11 protein-coding genes are annotated in these 16279 nt (G+C 56.6%); 3 read left to right on the forward strand and 8 right to left on the reverse strand.

All coding sequences use genetic code 11. The features are described 5' to 3' along the window. Positions 1-150: 150 nt before the first annotated feature. The 3 genes from DOLE_RS09640 to DOLE_RS09650 all read right to left on the reverse strand — a co-directional run bounded on the left by DOLE_RS09640 (position 151) and on the right by DOLE_RS09650 (position 4553). Positions 151-1674, reverse strand: a complete 1524-nt coding sequence (locus DOLE_RS09640) for a right-handed parallel beta-helix repeat-containing protein (RefSeq protein ID WP_012175291.1) — start codon at positions 1672-1674, stop codon at positions 151-153. A gap of 400 nt (positions 1675-2074) precedes the next feature. Further along, on the reverse strand, positions 2075-4321 hold the full coding sequence (locus DOLE_RS09645) for a heavy metal translocating P-type ATPase (protein ID WP_012175292.1): 2247 nt from the start codon (positions 4319-4321) through the stop codon (positions 2075-2077). 28 nt (positions 4322-4349) lie between these two features. Next, entirely contained in the window at positions 4350-4553 is a 204-nt protein-coding gene (locus DOLE_RS09650) for a heavy-metal-associated domain-containing protein (protein ID WP_012175293.1), read from the reverse strand. Between the two features lie 495 nt (positions 4554-5048). On the opposite strand from DOLE_RS09650, the gene DOLE_RS17390 reads away from it, so the two are divergent. Further along, on the forward strand, positions 5049-5876 hold the full coding sequence (locus tag DOLE_RS17390) for a Crp/Fnr family transcriptional regulator (RefSeq protein WP_012175294.1): 828 nt from the start codon (positions 5049-5051) through the stop codon (positions 5874-5876). Positions 5877-5886: 10 nt separating this feature from the next. On the opposite strand, the gene DOLE_RS09660 is transcribed toward DOLE_RS17390, so the two are convergent. Continuing rightward, a complete protein-coding gene (locus tag DOLE_RS09660) occupies positions 5887-7578 on the reverse strand; it encodes a DUF6909 family protein (protein WP_012175295.1) in 1692 nt (563 codons plus the stop codon). Positions 7579-7684: 106 nt separating this feature from the next. Beyond that, positions 7685-8536, reverse strand: coding sequence for a deoxyribonuclease IV (gene nfo, locus DOLE_RS09665; RefSeq protein ID WP_012175296.1), 852 nt, complete (start codon positions 8534-8536; stop codon positions 7685-7687). A 180-nt stretch (positions 8537-8716) separates the two neighbouring features. Between nfo and DOLE_RS09670 the strand changes: the two genes are divergently transcribed. Then, entirely contained in the window at positions 8717-9457 is a 741-nt protein-coding gene (locus DOLE_RS09670) for a lysophospholipid acyltransferase family protein (protein ID WP_012175297.1), read from the forward strand. A gap of 19 nt (positions 9458-9476) precedes the next feature. Here DOLE_RS09670 and DOLE_RS09675 read toward each other — a convergent pair whose 3' ends face one another. Beyond that, on the reverse strand, positions 9477-9884 hold the full coding sequence (locus DOLE_RS09675; protein ID WP_012175298.1) for a type IV pilus assembly PilZ: 408 nt from the start codon (positions 9882-9884) through the stop codon (positions 9477-9479). 262 nt (positions 9885-10146) lie between these two features. Between DOLE_RS09675 and DOLE_RS09680 the strand changes: the two genes are divergently transcribed. Further along, a complete protein-coding gene (locus DOLE_RS09680; RefSeq protein WP_012175299.1) occupies positions 10147-11037 on the forward strand; it encodes a Rossmann-like and DUF2520 domain-containing protein in 891 nt (296 codons plus the stop codon). Between the two features lie 364 nt (positions 11038-11401). Here the strand turns inward: DOLE_RS09680 and DOLE_RS09685 are convergent, their stop codons facing one another. Together DOLE_RS09685 and DOLE_RS09690 are read right to left on the reverse strand one after the other, a co-directional pair. Beyond that, positions 11402-12541 carry a DegT/DnrJ/EryC1/StrS family aminotransferase gene (locus DOLE_RS09685; RefSeq protein ID WP_041280487.1) on the reverse strand — a complete coding sequence of 380 codons (1140 nt, stop codon included), beginning with the start codon at positions 12539-12541 and terminating at the stop codon, positions 11402-11404. Then, a complete protein-coding gene (locus tag DOLE_RS09690) occupies positions 12541-16089 on the reverse strand; it encodes a DNA polymerase III subunit alpha (protein WP_012175301.1) in 3549 nt (1182 codons plus the stop codon). Before DOLE_RS09690 ends, DOLE_RS09685 begins: the two co-directional genes overlap by 1 nt. Between the last annotated feature and the right edge of the window lie 190 nt (positions 16090-16279).

A 16279-nucleotide genomic window follows, 5' to 3' on the forward strand; every position in this document is an offset into this window, starting at 1 on the left:
AACTCAAACAGCCTGCCCGCTTCATCTGAAAAAACCGCCCTCGCTCGGCTGCGCCGCAACGGGCAAGAGGGTCGGCCATTAATCTTCCAGCGGGACGTACCTGTTCAGGCTTCCGCTACACGGGCCCGAAGAAGAGCGTTCGGCAGCATTTTATCCGTCCTGCAACGCGGAGAGAAAACACCCTCCCCCGCCACCACCACCTGCGGCAACGGCGGCGGCACCAGACTCATAGGCGCCCATGTCAACGGTCCTGTTGACGATGCGGGGATTGCCGTCCAGATCAGTCGATACAAGCCCCGGTGCCTCGTTATCCCCCGCGTCCACGCAGGGAGAATCGGCCTGAAGGTGAAGATCACCCAGATCATCATCCTCTGTGTGCCACGCTTCGTCCGGTCCTGGATCAGGGGGCTGGACAAACAGAGGGGCTTCAGCGATATTACCACCCTTATCAACGCCAAAGGAATCGTCCCAGACGCCATTGTCGTCAAACGCGCCCTGGATATTGGAGTAACTTATCAGGGCAGTGGAGTCATCGTCATTAGTTATCCCTGACCAGAATATACAATTCACCAGTGTCGGCGATGATCCAATAAAGTTAAACATTTCACTAGAACAACCCACTGTACAGTTCGTAAAAACAGGATTGGAACCCATCCAATTAGCTATTGCTCCCCCGCCAGGGCCATATGAAGGAAGTATAATAAAAAAAGGTCTTGTTCTGTCGTGGTTAAAAATACAGTTCACCAGTTGCGGCGAACTTTTATTGTTTGCAATCCCTCCACCAGAATAAGCCGCCCAATTACCTGTAAAAATGCAATTGATAATTCGCGGAGAAGAATTTTCGTTATTACACAGACCGCCACCGGAACCCATGGGTATATAAGGGATATCGCTAATCATTTCTCCGGCAACATTACGTTCAAAAATACAAGCATCCAAAATCGGAGAGGCTTCCTCATTATCCATCGCGCCACCCCAGAAAATAGCAATATTCTCATAAAATGTGCATTTTAAAAAAATGGGAGAAGACGACTGGTTGCATACAGCACCACCATAGTATGCATGATTCATTGTAAATACGCAGTTTGTTATTTTTGGTGATGATGCATGATTGTACATACCGCCGCCAGAGTTGTGATTCTTAGGATCTGATGTATATGATGTGTATGCAAATCCTCCGGTAACCCGAAAACCATCCAGGACGGCTGTTTTATTCAAGTGAAGTCTTTCAGGATGGTAAAACACATGGAAACAGTTATGTAATGAGTTCTGCCCATCGGTTTCACCACTCAATATGGTCTCATTCTTCTCCCAGTCCCGCTCATCCAAAGTCTTCTCACCCCCGGCAAACCCGCCGTAAAGGGCCACGTTGTTTTTCAAAGAAAAATGGTTGTAACGGCGCGCATCTTCCTCCGGGTCCATTTCGTCATCGGCGATATTGGGATGGGCCGAGGGTTTATAGGTGCCGGCCGCCACCCAGATTTCATCACCGGCGACGGCGGCTTCCAGGGCCGGGTCCAGGAAGGTGTATGCATTCTCCCACGAGGCGCCGTTATTTTTTCCTGTGGCATCGGCATCCACGTAAAGAACATCAGCAAAAGCACTTCCTGTAAACAGCACAGCCATTACAACAGACAACCAGACAACAGCAAGCAGCGTGCGGAGCGTTTTCATCGCGCAGTCCCTCGTTCTGAATGTAAATGGGTCTGGAAATTTTTATCGAAGATAGCACAAAAAAGAAAAAGCCGAAATAAGCATCTGTTTTTCTGTACACTGTCTGGGAAAAGTATCAGCGGCCGGGAATGTTTTAATGCTCCTTCGTGTTCTTCCAAATCTTCGCGACCTTTGTGTTGAAGCACCCTGTCGACCCAATCGGCCGGCCGGTTTTTAACACAAAGACCACGAAGGAAACGAAGCGCGCGAAGATCAAAGAAGGTTAATGCCGCACTTTATCGATACCGAGTACGAGGAAAAGTAAAAAAGATGATACATGACGTTTTTAAACGGGCGTTCTGGTGAAATGGAATTGAAGCCGGACAAAGGCTTCATTTGCAGGTTGCGCGGCGAGTTTTGTCTACATCCGCATCCGCTGTTTATAAAGCCGCAGGCTGTTGGAGACCACGGAGATACTGCTGGCCGCCATGGCCAGGGCCGCCAGCATGGGATGCAGCTGCCGCAGCAGACCGGGAAGGGATTCAAAGGGATACAGCACGCCGGCAGCCACGGGAATCAGGATCACGTTGTAGCCAAAGGCCCAGAACAGGTTCTGCCGGATGGTGCGCAGGGTCTGCCGGCCAATGGACAGGGCCCGGCCCACCCCCTCCAGGTTGCCGGAGGAAAGAACAATATCGGCGGTTTCAATGGCCACGTCCGTGCCGGTGCCGATGGCAATGCCCACATCCGCTTTTGCCAGTGCCGGCGCGTCATTGATGCCGTCCCCCACCATGGCCACGCGGCTTCCTTTCTTCTGAAGGTCTGCAATGGCCGTTGCTTTTTCTTCAGGTTTTACGTCGGCCATCACCTGATCAATGCCGGCCTGAGCCGCGATTTTTTCAGCGGTTTCCCGGTTGTCGCCGGTGAGCATCACCACGTGCATGCCCATCTCCTTAAGCTGCTGCACCGCGCCGGCCGATTCAGTTTTGAGTCTGTCGGCCACGCCGATCAGCCCCATGGGACGGTCATCAATAAACACCGCCATCACGGTCTTGCCCTGTGACCTTAATTTTTCCATGTCGGATTTAAGGCCACCCAGGTCCATACCCAGGCCTTCAAACCACCCGGGCTTGCCCACCTTCACGTTCCGGCCCTCCACCCGGGCAGACACCCCCATGCCGCTGACCGACTGAAAGTCCTTCATTTCCGGCAACTCCAGAAACCGGTCCCGGGCCGCGGAGACCACGGCCTTTCCCACCGGATGTTCTGACCCGGTCTCCACGGCCGCGGCCAAGGCAAGAAACCGGTTTTCGGTATCGCAACAGGTCTTGTTGAAAAGGACGTCCACCACCACGGGCCGGCCTTCGGTCAGGGTGCCGGTCTTGTCCAGCACCACGGTGTCGAGGCGTGCCGATGTTTCAATGGCCTCGCCCCGGCGAAAGAGAATGCCGGTTTCCGCGGCCCGGCCGGTGCCGGCCATGATGGCCGTGGGCGTGGCAAGACCCAGGGCGCAGGGGCAGGCAATCACCAGCACCGCCACCAGCCGGATCATGGCAGGCACGAACTCGCCTGTCGTGGCCCACCAGACGCCAAAGGTCACAAACGCGATCCCTATTACCGCCGGCACAAACACCGCCGCCACCCGGTCGGCCATGGCCTGAATGGGGGCCCGTCCGGCCTGGGCCTCCTGGACCACGCGAATGATCTGGGCCAGCACGGTCCGGCTTCCCACGGCTGTTGCCTCAAAGTGAAGCACACCGTCGTTGTTGATGGTGCCGCCCACCACCTTGTTGCCCGGCGCTTTTTCCACGGGAATGGGTTCGCCGGTGAGCATGGACTCGTCCACCGAAGATCGTCCATCCCTGACCACGCCGTCGGCCGGAATGCGTTCGCCCGGCCGCACCACCACCAGGTCTCCGACGACCACGTCCCCGATATCAACAGGGGTTTCGACCCCGTTTTTGAGCACAATGGCGGTTCTGGGCCGCAGGCCGATCAGTTTTTTAATGGCGCCGCTGGTGCGGCCCTTGGTCCGGACCTCCAGCAGTTTTCCCAGTTTGATCAGGGTGATAATCACGGCCGCGGTTTCAAAATAGACATGGTCCCCCAGTACCGGAAAAATAAGCAGTGCTGTGGAATAAAAATAGGCCACCGACGATCCCATGGCCACCAGCACATCCATGTTGGCGCTTCTGTTCTTCAGGCTTTTCAGCCCGCCGGTGTAATAATCCCACCCGGTGTAAAACTGGACCGGCGTGGCCAGGGCCAGAAAGAGCCAGTTCATCAGGGGATGGTGGCTCCAGGCGCCCAGCAGGCCGAAATCCCGGCCCATGGAAAGCACAAACAGAGGGATGGTGAAAATCGCGCCCACCACCAGGTGCCGGGTCTGAAGTGCGATGGCCGCCTCCCGTGCCGCCTGTTCCCGGTCGTCTCCCTCCTCGCCTTCGGTGACCGGCAGGGCCCCGTAGCCGGCCTTTTCGATGGCGGCCACAATTCCCTCCAGAGAAAGGACGTCCGGATCGTAGGTCACCGCAACCCGCTCGGTGGCAAAATTCACCGACGCGCTGGCCACGCCGGCGGTCTTTTTGTTCAAGGCCCGTTCAATGTTGGCCGCGCAGTTGGCGCAGGTCATGCCGGTGACGGCAAGGGTGGTGGTTTTTTCGGTCATGGGTCTTTTCCGGTTCCCGGAATCCGGCTCACGCGGCCGGGTAGTTGATCTCTTTCAGCACGGCCCTTATTCCATCCAGGGTGGCGGGCGGGGCCCAGTCAACGGTAATGGTCTTTGCCTCCGGGTCGCCCTGAACCCGGGCAACGCCTTCGATCTCACCCAGCTCACGGCTGATGGTCATCACGCAGTGGCCGCAGGTAATATTGGGAATGTTTAATGTTGTTGTTTCCATAACAGCACCTCCGTTATTTTTCAACGGCCTGTTCGGTCTTCTCGATCTGGCCGGCTTCCACTTTTTTGTCTGTCACCTGACAGGCATTTCGCATTCAGGTGGAAATGCCCATTTTGGGCAAAATCACCAGCTGCATGAGAAAATAAACAGCGATAATGCCTCCAAAAATCAATATCTCTTTCATCTCTGCTCCTTTTTTATGTGTGTTCATCCGGTTGTCGGTTATAAAAAGATAAGATCAGTTTAACATAAAGCAACTGTTTACAAAAACAGGGGAAGCCGGCCCTCTTTTTTTTACCCTCTCCGAACCGTCCCTGCCGCCATGGTTCAATCCACCCCTCGTCTTCGCCAGCCTCCTCGTCATCGCCCGGCTTGCCGGAGAATGACGGGTACGGAATAAATGACGAAAAAGCAAATCACACGTTGCTTTTTGAGACCGTTTTTTTTATTTTATGGTAATGTTTTTGACACTCTATCGGGAACAAAGGGGGCACTATGGACGATGGTCGCAACGAAAAAAATTCAGAAGAACGCTTGAAAATGGAAAACGAGGACCTGGGCCGGCCTGATCCTGAGCTGGAGCTTGCTCCGGAGGACATTGTGCCTGTTGCGAATGAAAGCGCGGGGCCGTCCGAAACGACGGATGGTTTTCTGTTGGACCAGTCCGATTTTATCGGTATGGACGGCACCCCGGACCCGCCATCCCTGTTTGACGGTCCCGTACCGGCGTCTGGCGGCAGCAAAACCGAAAATGATGGGCCCGCGCATATCATTGACCAGTCCGACCTGATCACTATGGAGGAAAAAGAGGACCATTCCTCCCTGCCCGGCGGGTTTGCCACCCGATCATTTGAGCCGGGTGATGTGATTTTCAGGGAAGGCGACCCCGGCGACGCGGCCTACCTTATTCTAAGCGGACTGGTAAAAATCACCCGGCAGCAAAAAAAAACGCGACTGGTGCTCAACCAGTTGGGCGCGGACCAGATTTTCGGAGAGATGGCAATGATTACCGGCGAGCCCAGGACAGCCACGGCAACCGCCCTGGAGCCTACCGAAGTCTTCGTGATTACAGAAGAGCGGTTGAACGAAAACTTAAGTCAACATCTGGCCATTGTAAAAAACCTGATTGACCAGTTGATTGAGCGGATGAAACAGTTGCTCCAGCACCAGTCAGCCATGATGGAAAAAATGGCCCGGTCCGCTGCCGGGGCAAAACGGATGGAAAAGCTCAAGGCCCTGGCCGCACAGTATGAAAAGACGGTGCCGCCGGAAAAGCTGGACAAGGGGCTAAAGGCTCTGCTGAAAATGGTTCAGGAGATCTGAAGCGGACATTTCATGACATATCCGGATTGAGGATCTTTTCCAGGATAATCTGGGTGATCAGGTAGGTGGGCTTGATGCCCTCTTTCCCCATGCTTCCCGAGGCCAGGGTCTGGCCGCTTTCCAATGGATTGTCCGACGCGTAATAGGCGTACCGCACCTTGACGGTGCGCGGAATGTGCTCGCGAATCATGGCCGAGCCGATGGCCTTCTGGTAGTGGCTGCCCTCCATCTCAAGGCCCACGGCTTTCCATGAGGAAGACTGGAACCGCTGCAGCAGGTCCCTGTTCTGAAGGCTGGTGCCCACCACCGTGACCATGGGGCCCACGTCAACGGGAATATCGGATTTAAAGTCTTCCCGGGTCAAATCGTTTTCAAAAATATAGTTGCCGGAGGTGCCCTCCATGACATGGGCCGTGGCCAGCATGATGTCGCCTTTTTTGCCGTTGAGGGTACCGGCCTTGCCCATGACCGAGATGGACCGGATGTCGAACCGGACCTCGCGGCCCCTCTCCTCATAAGGTTCCAGCAGTTCGTCCATGGTTTCAAAGGCCTGAATGCCGAAGGCGTAATCCATTACAAAGATCACCGGGGCCCGGCCGTCCGGCCATTGGGTATTAAAGTGCAGATCCGGGTGAAAGGTCAGGTCGCCGATTTTGGCGGTGTCGATGATCTGGCAGTCGATATGGGTGCCGGACTGGTCGGGCAGCTCGTAAAACCCGCGGGACAGGGCAAACTCCCTGATCCTGGGGTTGTCGTCCCTTGATGCTGCAATGTGTTCGAACACGTTCATGCACTGGCGATCCGAAGATGTGCCGCACAGGGCCGCGTACCCGTAAATCAGGTTGCGAATGCTGTGCAGGTTGGCGCTGATAATGTGAAGGGGCCGTGTTTCAAAACCCAGTTCGATCAACCGGCGCTTGATGTCGCCGGCCCATTTGCGGCTGTAAATCTGGTTGCCCAGAATCTCCTGAAGCGACGGAGTAAAGGTGACCAGCAGTTCGTCTTCCTGGGATGACTGCTCCTCGGCCACCCTTCTGCCCAGGCTCAGCACGATGTTGAAAAAGACCAGCTTCCTGTCTGCCGTGGCATAGCGTTCCAGGTATTCATGTGTCTCCTTGGTTTCATGCATGGTTCGGCCCAGAATAATGCTGAGGTTCCACAGGGCCTTGTCCAGATCCGCCGGGGAAAGATCGCGATTTTCGGCAACCGTTGCTTCCAGCCGCTTCCACTCCAGAGTGATCTCCCCATTGCGGTCGTGCATTTGCCGGAAAAGTTTTTCCGCCTCGTTGTTTAAAAAAGTGATGTGGGTTAGAAGATCGTAGATTTCGCTGTAGCCACGGGTGATGACAAAACACATCTCCTTGTCACCGATGCGGTAGCAGGCCCGCCGTCGCTTGGGCGGCACAATCAACTCAAAGGAGGTGTCAACGAACTCCTCCTGGGCCGTGAGAATAATGCGGTTGCACACCTCCACGCCCATGGGCAGTCGGTCGAGCACATATTCCAGGCCTTTTAGTTCGATGATCCGGGGATCGGTCATGGAGCCGTAAATTTCCGGGCTCAGTATACGCAGCGCTTCGGTCAGGGTCCGGCCCGAATCGCCCAGGGGCTTGTAATAGCCCCGAAGGGCCAGGGCATCAATGATGGTTTTTATGGCCCGGACCGCGTTGCGGGCTTTTTGTGACTTGGTCAGGTTCTCCATGGTTGTCCCCGAAAAGGTTTATTTTTTTGAAGGTTCCTTGAATTCCAGTTCCAGAGGGTACAGTCTATCCCGCTGAAATGCAAGAAAGAGCAAAAACCGGTTTGCCCTATTTCGCCCCTTTTATCATACCGTAAAGCAACTTGATCTCCTGTTCCCAGATGGTGGCGTCTTTTGTCTCCAGGATCAGGGGCATGTTCTCAAACCGTCTGTCGTTCATGATCCGGCGAAACACGTCAAGCCCTAAGGCGCCCTGCCCCAGGCTCTGGTGTCGGTCCACCCGGGAGGCCAAACCTTTTATGGAGTCGTTCAGGTGAACGGCCCGCAGGTATTTAAGCCCCACCACCCGGTCAAAGGCCTTCAGTGTGGCCTCATAGGTGGACGCCGTGCGCAGGTCGTAGCCGGCGGCAAAGGTGTGGCAGGTGTCCAGGCACACGCCAACCCGGGTCTTGTCTTCTACCTGATCGATGACGCGGGCCAGGTGCTCGAACCGGTGGCCCAGGTTGGTGCCCTGGCCGGCGGTGTTTTCAATGACCGCGCACACGCTGGCTGTCCGGTCCAGGGCCATGTTGACGGATTCGGCGATACGGGAAAGACAGGCGTCTTCGGAAATTTTTCCCAGGTGGCTGCCGGGATGAAAATTTAAAAACTTCAGGCCCAGTTGCTCGCACCGCTTCATTTCATCAAAAAAGGCGGTTCGCGATTTTTTAAGGTTATCGGCCTCGGGGTGGCCCAGGTTTATAAGGTAGCTGTCGTGGGGCAGGATGTGATCCGGACGGTAGCCGTGGTCGGCGCAGTTGCGTTTGAACGCGGTAATACTCTCTTCTTTAAGAGGGGCGGCCCGCCACTGGCGCTGGTTTTTGGTAAACAGGGCAAAGGCCCTGGCCCTGATCCGGGCCGCGGCAAGGGGGGCGTTTTCAACTCCGCCCGCGGCACTGACGTGGGCGCCCACATATTTCACGGCATGGTCTCCTTTTCAAAAAAATGCTGCCCGCACATCTTAATTTATGTGGGCATCGACTTTCAACCGGGAAACACCGGCGCGGAATGAATGTTGACAATAGATTGTACAGCCGTATAGACTCCTCTGGCAGATACGGCAGGAACCGATTTTTCAAACCTTTACCGGGGGAAAACCACCATGACGCCTGTGCTCAACGCCTTTAAAATCGTATGGCTGTTCTTCTGGCTTATCTTCTTCACGCTGCTGCTCTTCATTCCGATAATTACGGCCGCCATGCTGGGGAAAACCGGCAACACAGCCTTTTCCATCACCCGGCTGTGGGCCATGGGCATTCTGGCGGTGACCGGCACGCGCACCACCGCGCGGGGAAAGGAAAACATCGACAAAAGTCGTTCTTATATTATCATCTCAAACCATCAGTCCCATTTCGATATTCTGGCCATTGTGGTACGGCTGGGCCTTCAGTACCGGTGGATCATCAAAAAGGAGATTCGCAAAGTCCCGCTGTTCGGCTACGCCCTTCATGCCTCCCGGAATATTTTTATCGACCGGTCCAACAGGCAAAGCGCCATTTCCTCCATCAATGACGGGGTGGACCGCCTGCCGCCGGGAGTGGGCGTGCTCTTTTTTGCCGAAGGCACCCGGTCTCCGGACGGCGCCATTCAGGAATTTAAAAAAGGGGGGTTTGTCACGGCGGTGGAAAAGGGGCTGCCCATTCTGCCGGTGACGGTCAACGGCAGCCGAAAGGTGCTGCCCAAGCACCGGCTGGTCTACCGGTCCGGCAAAATCGAGGTGGTTGTGGCAAAGCCTATTGAAACCACGGACTACACACCGGAAACCATCGACGCGCTGATCAAAAAAACCCGGGATACGATTATCTCCAATTTTGACCCGGGCTATCCGCGAAAAAGCGGATAAGAAGGGCGCAAAGGTGAGATCAGGGCGCCAGGTCCACGGCATACTCGTCGATAAACCGCTCGAGCGCAAGCTTCTGAATGGGGTTGAGCTGGTTGAAGCTCACGCACAGGGTACGAATCCGCTTGGCGCCGGAGAGATGCCCCACCTCAAAATCCATCACGGTTTGAAAAGGAATGCGCTCCACCTTGATGCCATGACCGGGCACCATGATGGATATCTCCTTGACATTGCTTAACAGGTTCTTTTTTTCAACATACTGAACCGCCAGACCCTTCATGCCGATATCCTTGATGGGCCCCAGCTTGACGTGGACCGGCCTGCCCAGTCGCCAGAAAGATGGCTTCACCGCCAGGGCCAGGGCCCCGTCTTTCAAGGCAAACCGTTTCCACCGGCGCTTGTTTTCCGTGCGTTCAGATTTTTTTGCCATGGTACCGCATCCTTCACACAAAAACGTTTCGGTTTCGGCCGGGTCCTCCAACCCCCTGATTGTGTTTCACAAAGATGAGAGACAAAATAGCACGGGCAAACACCCGTGTCAATCATCCTTTATTTGCCGGGCTGACAGACAGGGCCGGCATGAACCGTTTGTTTAAAATCGTTTTTGAACATTTACCGGCCGTGTTATAAATAATACATTCCGTTCCACTTTTGGGATGGTTAAATTTGCTTTATTCAAGGAAAACCGCCTTATGAAACCATCTTTTGCAGTTGTGGGCGGCGGCCGGGTGGGCACGGCCCTTGGCGCCAACCTGGTGCGTGCCGGTTACCCATGTGTCGGTGTGGCCTGCACCACTCGGGCATCGGCGCAAAAGGCGGCAGCCCTTATCGGAGAAGGCGTCGCTTCGGTCACGCCATGGGAAATCACGCCCACCGCGGATATTGTGTTTATCACCACGCCGGACAGTGCCATTGCCCATGTATGCGAACAGATCGACGCGCACAAGGGGTTCGCACCGGAGGCTGTGGTGCTTCATTGCAGCGGCGCCCTGCCCTCCACCATTTTAAGAATCACTTCCGGCGAAAAGGCTGTAACCGGTTCTCTTCACCCACTGCAGAGTATTGCCGAAAACGATCCGGACCGCAATCCGTTTGCGGGCATCGTGATGGCCGTGGAGGGTGCGCCCAGGGCCGTTGACACGGCCACCACCATCGGCGCCGACCTGGGCGCCACCTGCTTTACCATTCACACCGAAGCCAAGATGCTTTACCACGCCGGTGCCGTGGTGGCCTCCAACTACCTGGTTACCCTGTGCGACGCGGTTTTTTCCTTGCTTGAGGCCGCCGGCATCAACCGGGACCAGGCCTTTGATATCCTGGGCCCCCTGCTTTCCGGCACGCTTGAAAACATTAAAACCGTTGGCATTCCCCAGGCTCTGACCGGGCCTGTGGCCCGGGGAGACGCCCCGATTATCAAGGCCCACCTTCAGGAGATAAAAACCCGGAAACCTGATCTGCTGCCGGTTTACCGGGTAATGGGGCTTCATACCATCAACGTGGCAATGGCCAAAGGCACCATCACCGAGGCCCAGGCAAAAACCCTGCGTAAAGTATTTGACGCAAACGGCGGGTCCGGGGAATAGGCCGGCCGCGGCAGCGGCCGGGAGGGGATTTCCGTGGTCCTGCTCAAACAACATTACATCATGTTCGTGATCTTCGCGTCCTTTGTGTTGGGTTCGGCTATCTCACCGGGAAGACCGGGCGTTTATTAGTTTCCATCCATAAATGGCCTTTTTCCGCAATCTCTGCGTCAAACTGCGGGCTTCCTTGTGCGGCGTACAATAAGTACGCCTCCTCGTCAGCCCTTGTTTTCCTTGATCTTGCGAAATCCCGCCATGGCGGGACTGAATTGGAAACCTTTTTCGTGTCCTCACAAAAGATGGATGGACACTTATTAACACGAAGAACAGGAAGCGCACAAAGATCACGAAGAGAGCATCGCTCCACTTACTCCTGCTTATAAAACGCCGCGATGGACTCCACCACATAGGCCAGTTGATCCTGGGAAAGCTCGGGATAGATGGGCAGGGCCAGGGTGTGGGCCGCGGCATGCTCGGACACCGGGAAGTCACCTTCCTGGTAACCCAGATAGGCAAAACATTTCTGCAAATGAAGGGGCACCGGGTAGTAGATTTCAACGCCGACCTCTTGCTCCCTTAAAAAGGCCACCAGGTCGTCCCGCCGTTCGGGCACGGATATCACAAACTGGTTATAGATGTGGCGGGACATGACATCCGCCGGCAGCCGGACCTGTTCGGTGAGGCCGGCGGCCTCAAACAGTTTGCGGTAGGTACCCGCGTTTTGCCGCCGCTTTTCGGTCCATGCATCCAGGTGTTTCAATTTAATGGAAACAATGGCCGCCTGAAGGGCGTCCAGCCGAAAATTGCCGCCGATAAAAGAGTGGTAATACTTGGGATGGGAGCCGTGGACCCGAAGGATCTGGACCCTTTCGTACCGCTCTTTGGACTGGACCGTGACCATTCCGCCGTCGCCAAAGGCCCCCAGGTTCTTGGACGGGAAAAAGGAGAAACATCCGAAGTCACCCATGGCGCCGGCCCGGCGGTCTTTATATTCAGAACCGATGGCCTGGGCCGCGTCTTCGATCACCACCAGGTTGTGCTGTCCGGCCAGTTCAAGCAAAGGGTCCATGTCGGCGCACTGGCCGTAAAGGTGCACGGGAATAACCGCCTTGCACTGGGCGCGGGCCGCCTTCGGCAGTTCATCAATGGTTTTGGCAAGGGCCGCCATGTCCATGTTGAAGGTGTCCGGTTCAATGTCCACAAACACGGGAATGGCACCCACGCGGGCAATGACGCCGGCAGTGGCAAAAAAAGTGTAGGGCGTGGTCAGGACCCGGTGGCCGGGTTCGATACCGGCGGCCATCAGCGAGACGAGCAGGGCGTCGGTGCCGGAAGAGACCCCCACGGCATAACGGCTCTGCGTGTACCGGGCAATCTCCTGTTCCAGGGTTTCCACGTGGGGCCCCAGAATAAACATCTGGCTGTCGTAAATTTCGGACGTCACCCTCAGGGCCTCGTCGCGGATGGTCGCGTACTGGCCTTTCAAATCAAGCAGCGGCACCTTCATCATGGGGTCCTTTTTCTATAGTATGTTCCATTAAAATTCTTTCTTTTCGGGGCACTCCACTTTTCCGCGCCGGGCATCAGCTTACAGGAGACCTGGACCGCGCTGTAACCCAAAAGGTCGTTGACCTTGTCGAAGAGCGCGGCATCTGAGTCCAGCTTCATGGTGTCGGGCAGCGCAATCAGGGTGCCCGCCTTTCCGGGCGGCGCCGTAATGTGAAGAAAGGCACTGTAGGCGCCGGCATGCTGTTTGAACACCTCGTGCAGCTTTCGCAGGGTCTGTTTGTCGGTTTTCACGGGATCGATGGTGCAGTGTACGCTGGGGAGCCAGACATCTTCGGCCCGGTCCAGGGGCACCACCCGCTCGGCCTGAATAGCGGTGGACACTTCACTGGATTCAAGCTTTCCCTGAACAAACACCAGGGCGTCTTCGGCCAAAAACCCCCGCACCACCTCGAACAGGTCGGGAAACACCACCACCTCAACGGTGCCGTACATGTCTTCGATGGTCACGATCGCCATCTGGTCGCCCCTTTTCGTGGTCTTTCGGTTCACCACGGTAATGCCGCCGCCGATGATCACGTTGCTCTGGTCCGCTATTTCCTTTAAGGTCAGGGCGTCGGTATTGGCGTATTTGCGCAGCACATCCCGGTAGGCGGCCAGGGGATGACCGCTGACGTAAAACCCCAGGACCTCTTTTTCAAAAGCCAGCCGCTGGCGGTCAGACCACTCCGGCATGTCCGGCAGGGTTGGCGCGTTGAGGGCCGCGTCGGCGCCCGGCATGTCGAACAGGCTCATCTGGCTGTCGTTTTTTTCCCGCTGAACCGTCTGGCCGTGGGCCAGGGCGTCTTCCAGAACCGCCGTCATCTGGGCACGGCCCGCGCCGGTGGAGTCCAGTGCCCCGCACTTGACCAGGCTCTCCAGCACCTTCTTGTTGACCTTGGTCAGGGGGACCCGTTCGCACAGATCAAAAATCGAGACAAACCGGCCGTTGGCCCGCCGCTCCTCCACAATGGCTTCGATGGCCCCCTCGCCCACGTTCTTGACCGCCAGCAGGCCAAAACGAAGCCTGTCGCCCACCACGGAAAAAGCCACTTCGCTTTCATTGATGTCCGGCGGCAGCACCTCGATGTCCAGAGCCCGGCACTCGGCGATAAACTTGACCACATCAATGGTCTTGTTCGTGGAACTGGTAAGAAGGGCCGCCATCAGTTCGACGGGAAAATGGGCCTTGAGATAGGCGGTCTGAAAGGCCACCAGGGCGTAGGCGGCGCTGTGGGACTTGTTAAACCCGTACTCGCCGAAAAACTTGATCTGTTCGTAAAGGGTTTCAGCCTTGGCCTTGTCGATGCCCCGGGCCAGGGCCCCTTCGATAAAAGTGGCCTGATGCTCGGCCATTTTGGCGGCGATCTTCTTGCCCATGGCCTTGCGCAGGTCATCGGCGGTGCCCATGGTGTACCCGGCCACGGCCTGGGCGATCTGCATGACCTGTTCCTGGTAAACGATAACGCCGTAGGTCTCTTTTAGAATCGGCTCCAGTTCGGGAATCAGGTATTCCACCCGCTTGCGGCCGTGGCGGCACTCCACGAAATCGACCAGCATGCCGCTGCCCATGGGGCCGGGCCGGTAAAGGGCCACCAGGGCCGTGATATCGGCAAAGGTGGTGGGCTTCAGTTTCAGGAGCAGCTCCTTCATTCCCGTACTTTCCAGCTGGAACACGCCGGTGGTTTTACCCGCGCAGAGCAGCTGGTAGGTCTTTTCATCGGCCAGGTCCAGGTGAGACATGTCCGGAACCTGCCGGCCCTGCTGCTGAAGAATTTTCAAGGTGTCCGCGATCACCGTGAGGTTGCGCAGGCCCAGCAGGTCCAGCTTGACCAGGCCGATGGCCTCCACGCACTTCATGTCGTACTGGGTGAGGGCCTCGTTTTCCTTGACCGCGTAAAGAGGAAGGTATTCGGTAAGGGGCTTGTCGCCGATCACCACGCCGGCGGCGTGGGTGGAGGCGTGGCGGGGCATCCCTTCCAGCGCCCGGCCCGCGGCTACGAGTTCGGCAAAGTCGGGCCGGGAGTCCACCAGTTTTTTCAGGTCCGGCTCTTCGGCCAGGGCCTCGTCAAGGCTTTTGTTCATGGGAATCAGCTTGGCGATCCGGTCCACGTCGGACAGGGGAATGCCCATCACCCGGCCCACGTCCCGGATCACGGCCCGGCTTTTCATGGAGCCAAAGGTGATGATCTGGGCCACGTAGTCGCTGCCGCCGTATTTTTCCACCAGGTAATGATAAACCCGCTCCCGGCCGATGATGCAGATATCCACGTCAATATCCGGCATGCTCTTGCGTTCGGGATTTAAAAACCGCTCAAACAGCAGGCCGTGCTCAATGGGGTCCAGGTCGGTGATCCCCATGGCGTAAGAGACGATGCTGCCGGCCGCCGACCCGCGCCCCGGGCCGATGGGAATACCGTTTTCCTTGGCATGGGCGATAAAATCGGCCACGATGAGAAAATAGCTGGGAAAGCCCATGTCCGTAATCACCGAAAGTTCAAACTCCAGTCGCCGGTCGTAGGCCTCCCGGTCAAAGTCCGGGTTTTTCCGGGCCACGGCCTTCAGGCGCCGGGCAAAACCTTCCCGCACCGTTTCCTCAAACAGCTGGTCCACGGTCTTGCCCGGGGGGGTTGCAAACACGGGGAAATGCAGGGTCTTGAAATCAAGCTCCACGTTACACCGGTCGGCAATGGCCACGGTGTTGGTGGCCGCATTCGGAAACGGTTCCAGAAAGGTACACATCTCGTGTTTGGGCTTGAAATTCAACTGATCGGTTTCGAACCGGAACCGGTCGGCGTCGTGGATGGTCTTGCCGGTCTGAAGGCAGAGGGAGAGGTCATGAATGTTGTGGTCTTCCCGGTCCAGGTAGTGGCAGTCATTGGTGCCCACCAGGGGAATGGAGAGCCGGTCGCTCATCTCCCGCAGGGCCGCGTTGAGCCTTGTCTGCTCGGGGATACCGTTGTTCTGGACCTCCAGGAAAAAGCTGTTTTCACCCAGCGCCTCCTGATAAAAACGGGCCGCCCGGTCAGCGGCCTCGGTGTTGCCCTCCAGAAGGCGCTGGGCCACCTCCCCCTTGAGGCAGGCGGACAGCCCGATCAGGCCGTTACCGTACTGTTTCAGCAACTCTTTGTCGATGCGGGGCTTATGATAAAACCCCTTAAGAGAGGCGATGCTGGCCAGGTGGCACAGGTTGCGGTATCCCTCCATGGTTTCGGCCAGCAGCACCAGGTGGGACAGGCCGTCGTGATCCATTGGGGTTCTGTCGGTGATGGAGCGGGGCGCCACGTAACACTCGCACCCGATGACCGGCTTGATACCGGCTTTGACCGCCTCCTTGTAAAAGGAGACCACACCGAACATGGTGCCGTGATCAGTGATGGCAACGGCGCCCATGCCGTATTCAACGGCCCGCTTCATCAAGGCCTCGATGCGAATGATGCCGTCCAAAAGGCTGTAGGCGGTATGAACGTGCAGATGGACAAAATCAGGACCGGTCACCGGGGCGATCATATTCTACCTTTTTCAGGCTGCAGGGGCCGGGCCAGTGAAACCGGACCGGGCCTGACCATTTATATTTAAACCGTTGCTTCGAGACGATAAAACGTCATTGCGAGCGAAGCGAAGCAATCTTAAACGCCTTTGGACGCCTCTGGCGGCGGGGATTGCTTCGTCGCGACGCTCCTCGCAATGACGGAAATCG

It is taken from the genome of Desulfosudis oleivorans Hxd3 (assembly GCF_000018405.1).
In the GTDB taxonomy this organism is placed as follows: Bacteria; Desulfobacterota; Desulfobacteria; order Desulfobacterales; family Desulfosudaceae; genus Desulfosudis; species Desulfosudis oleivorans.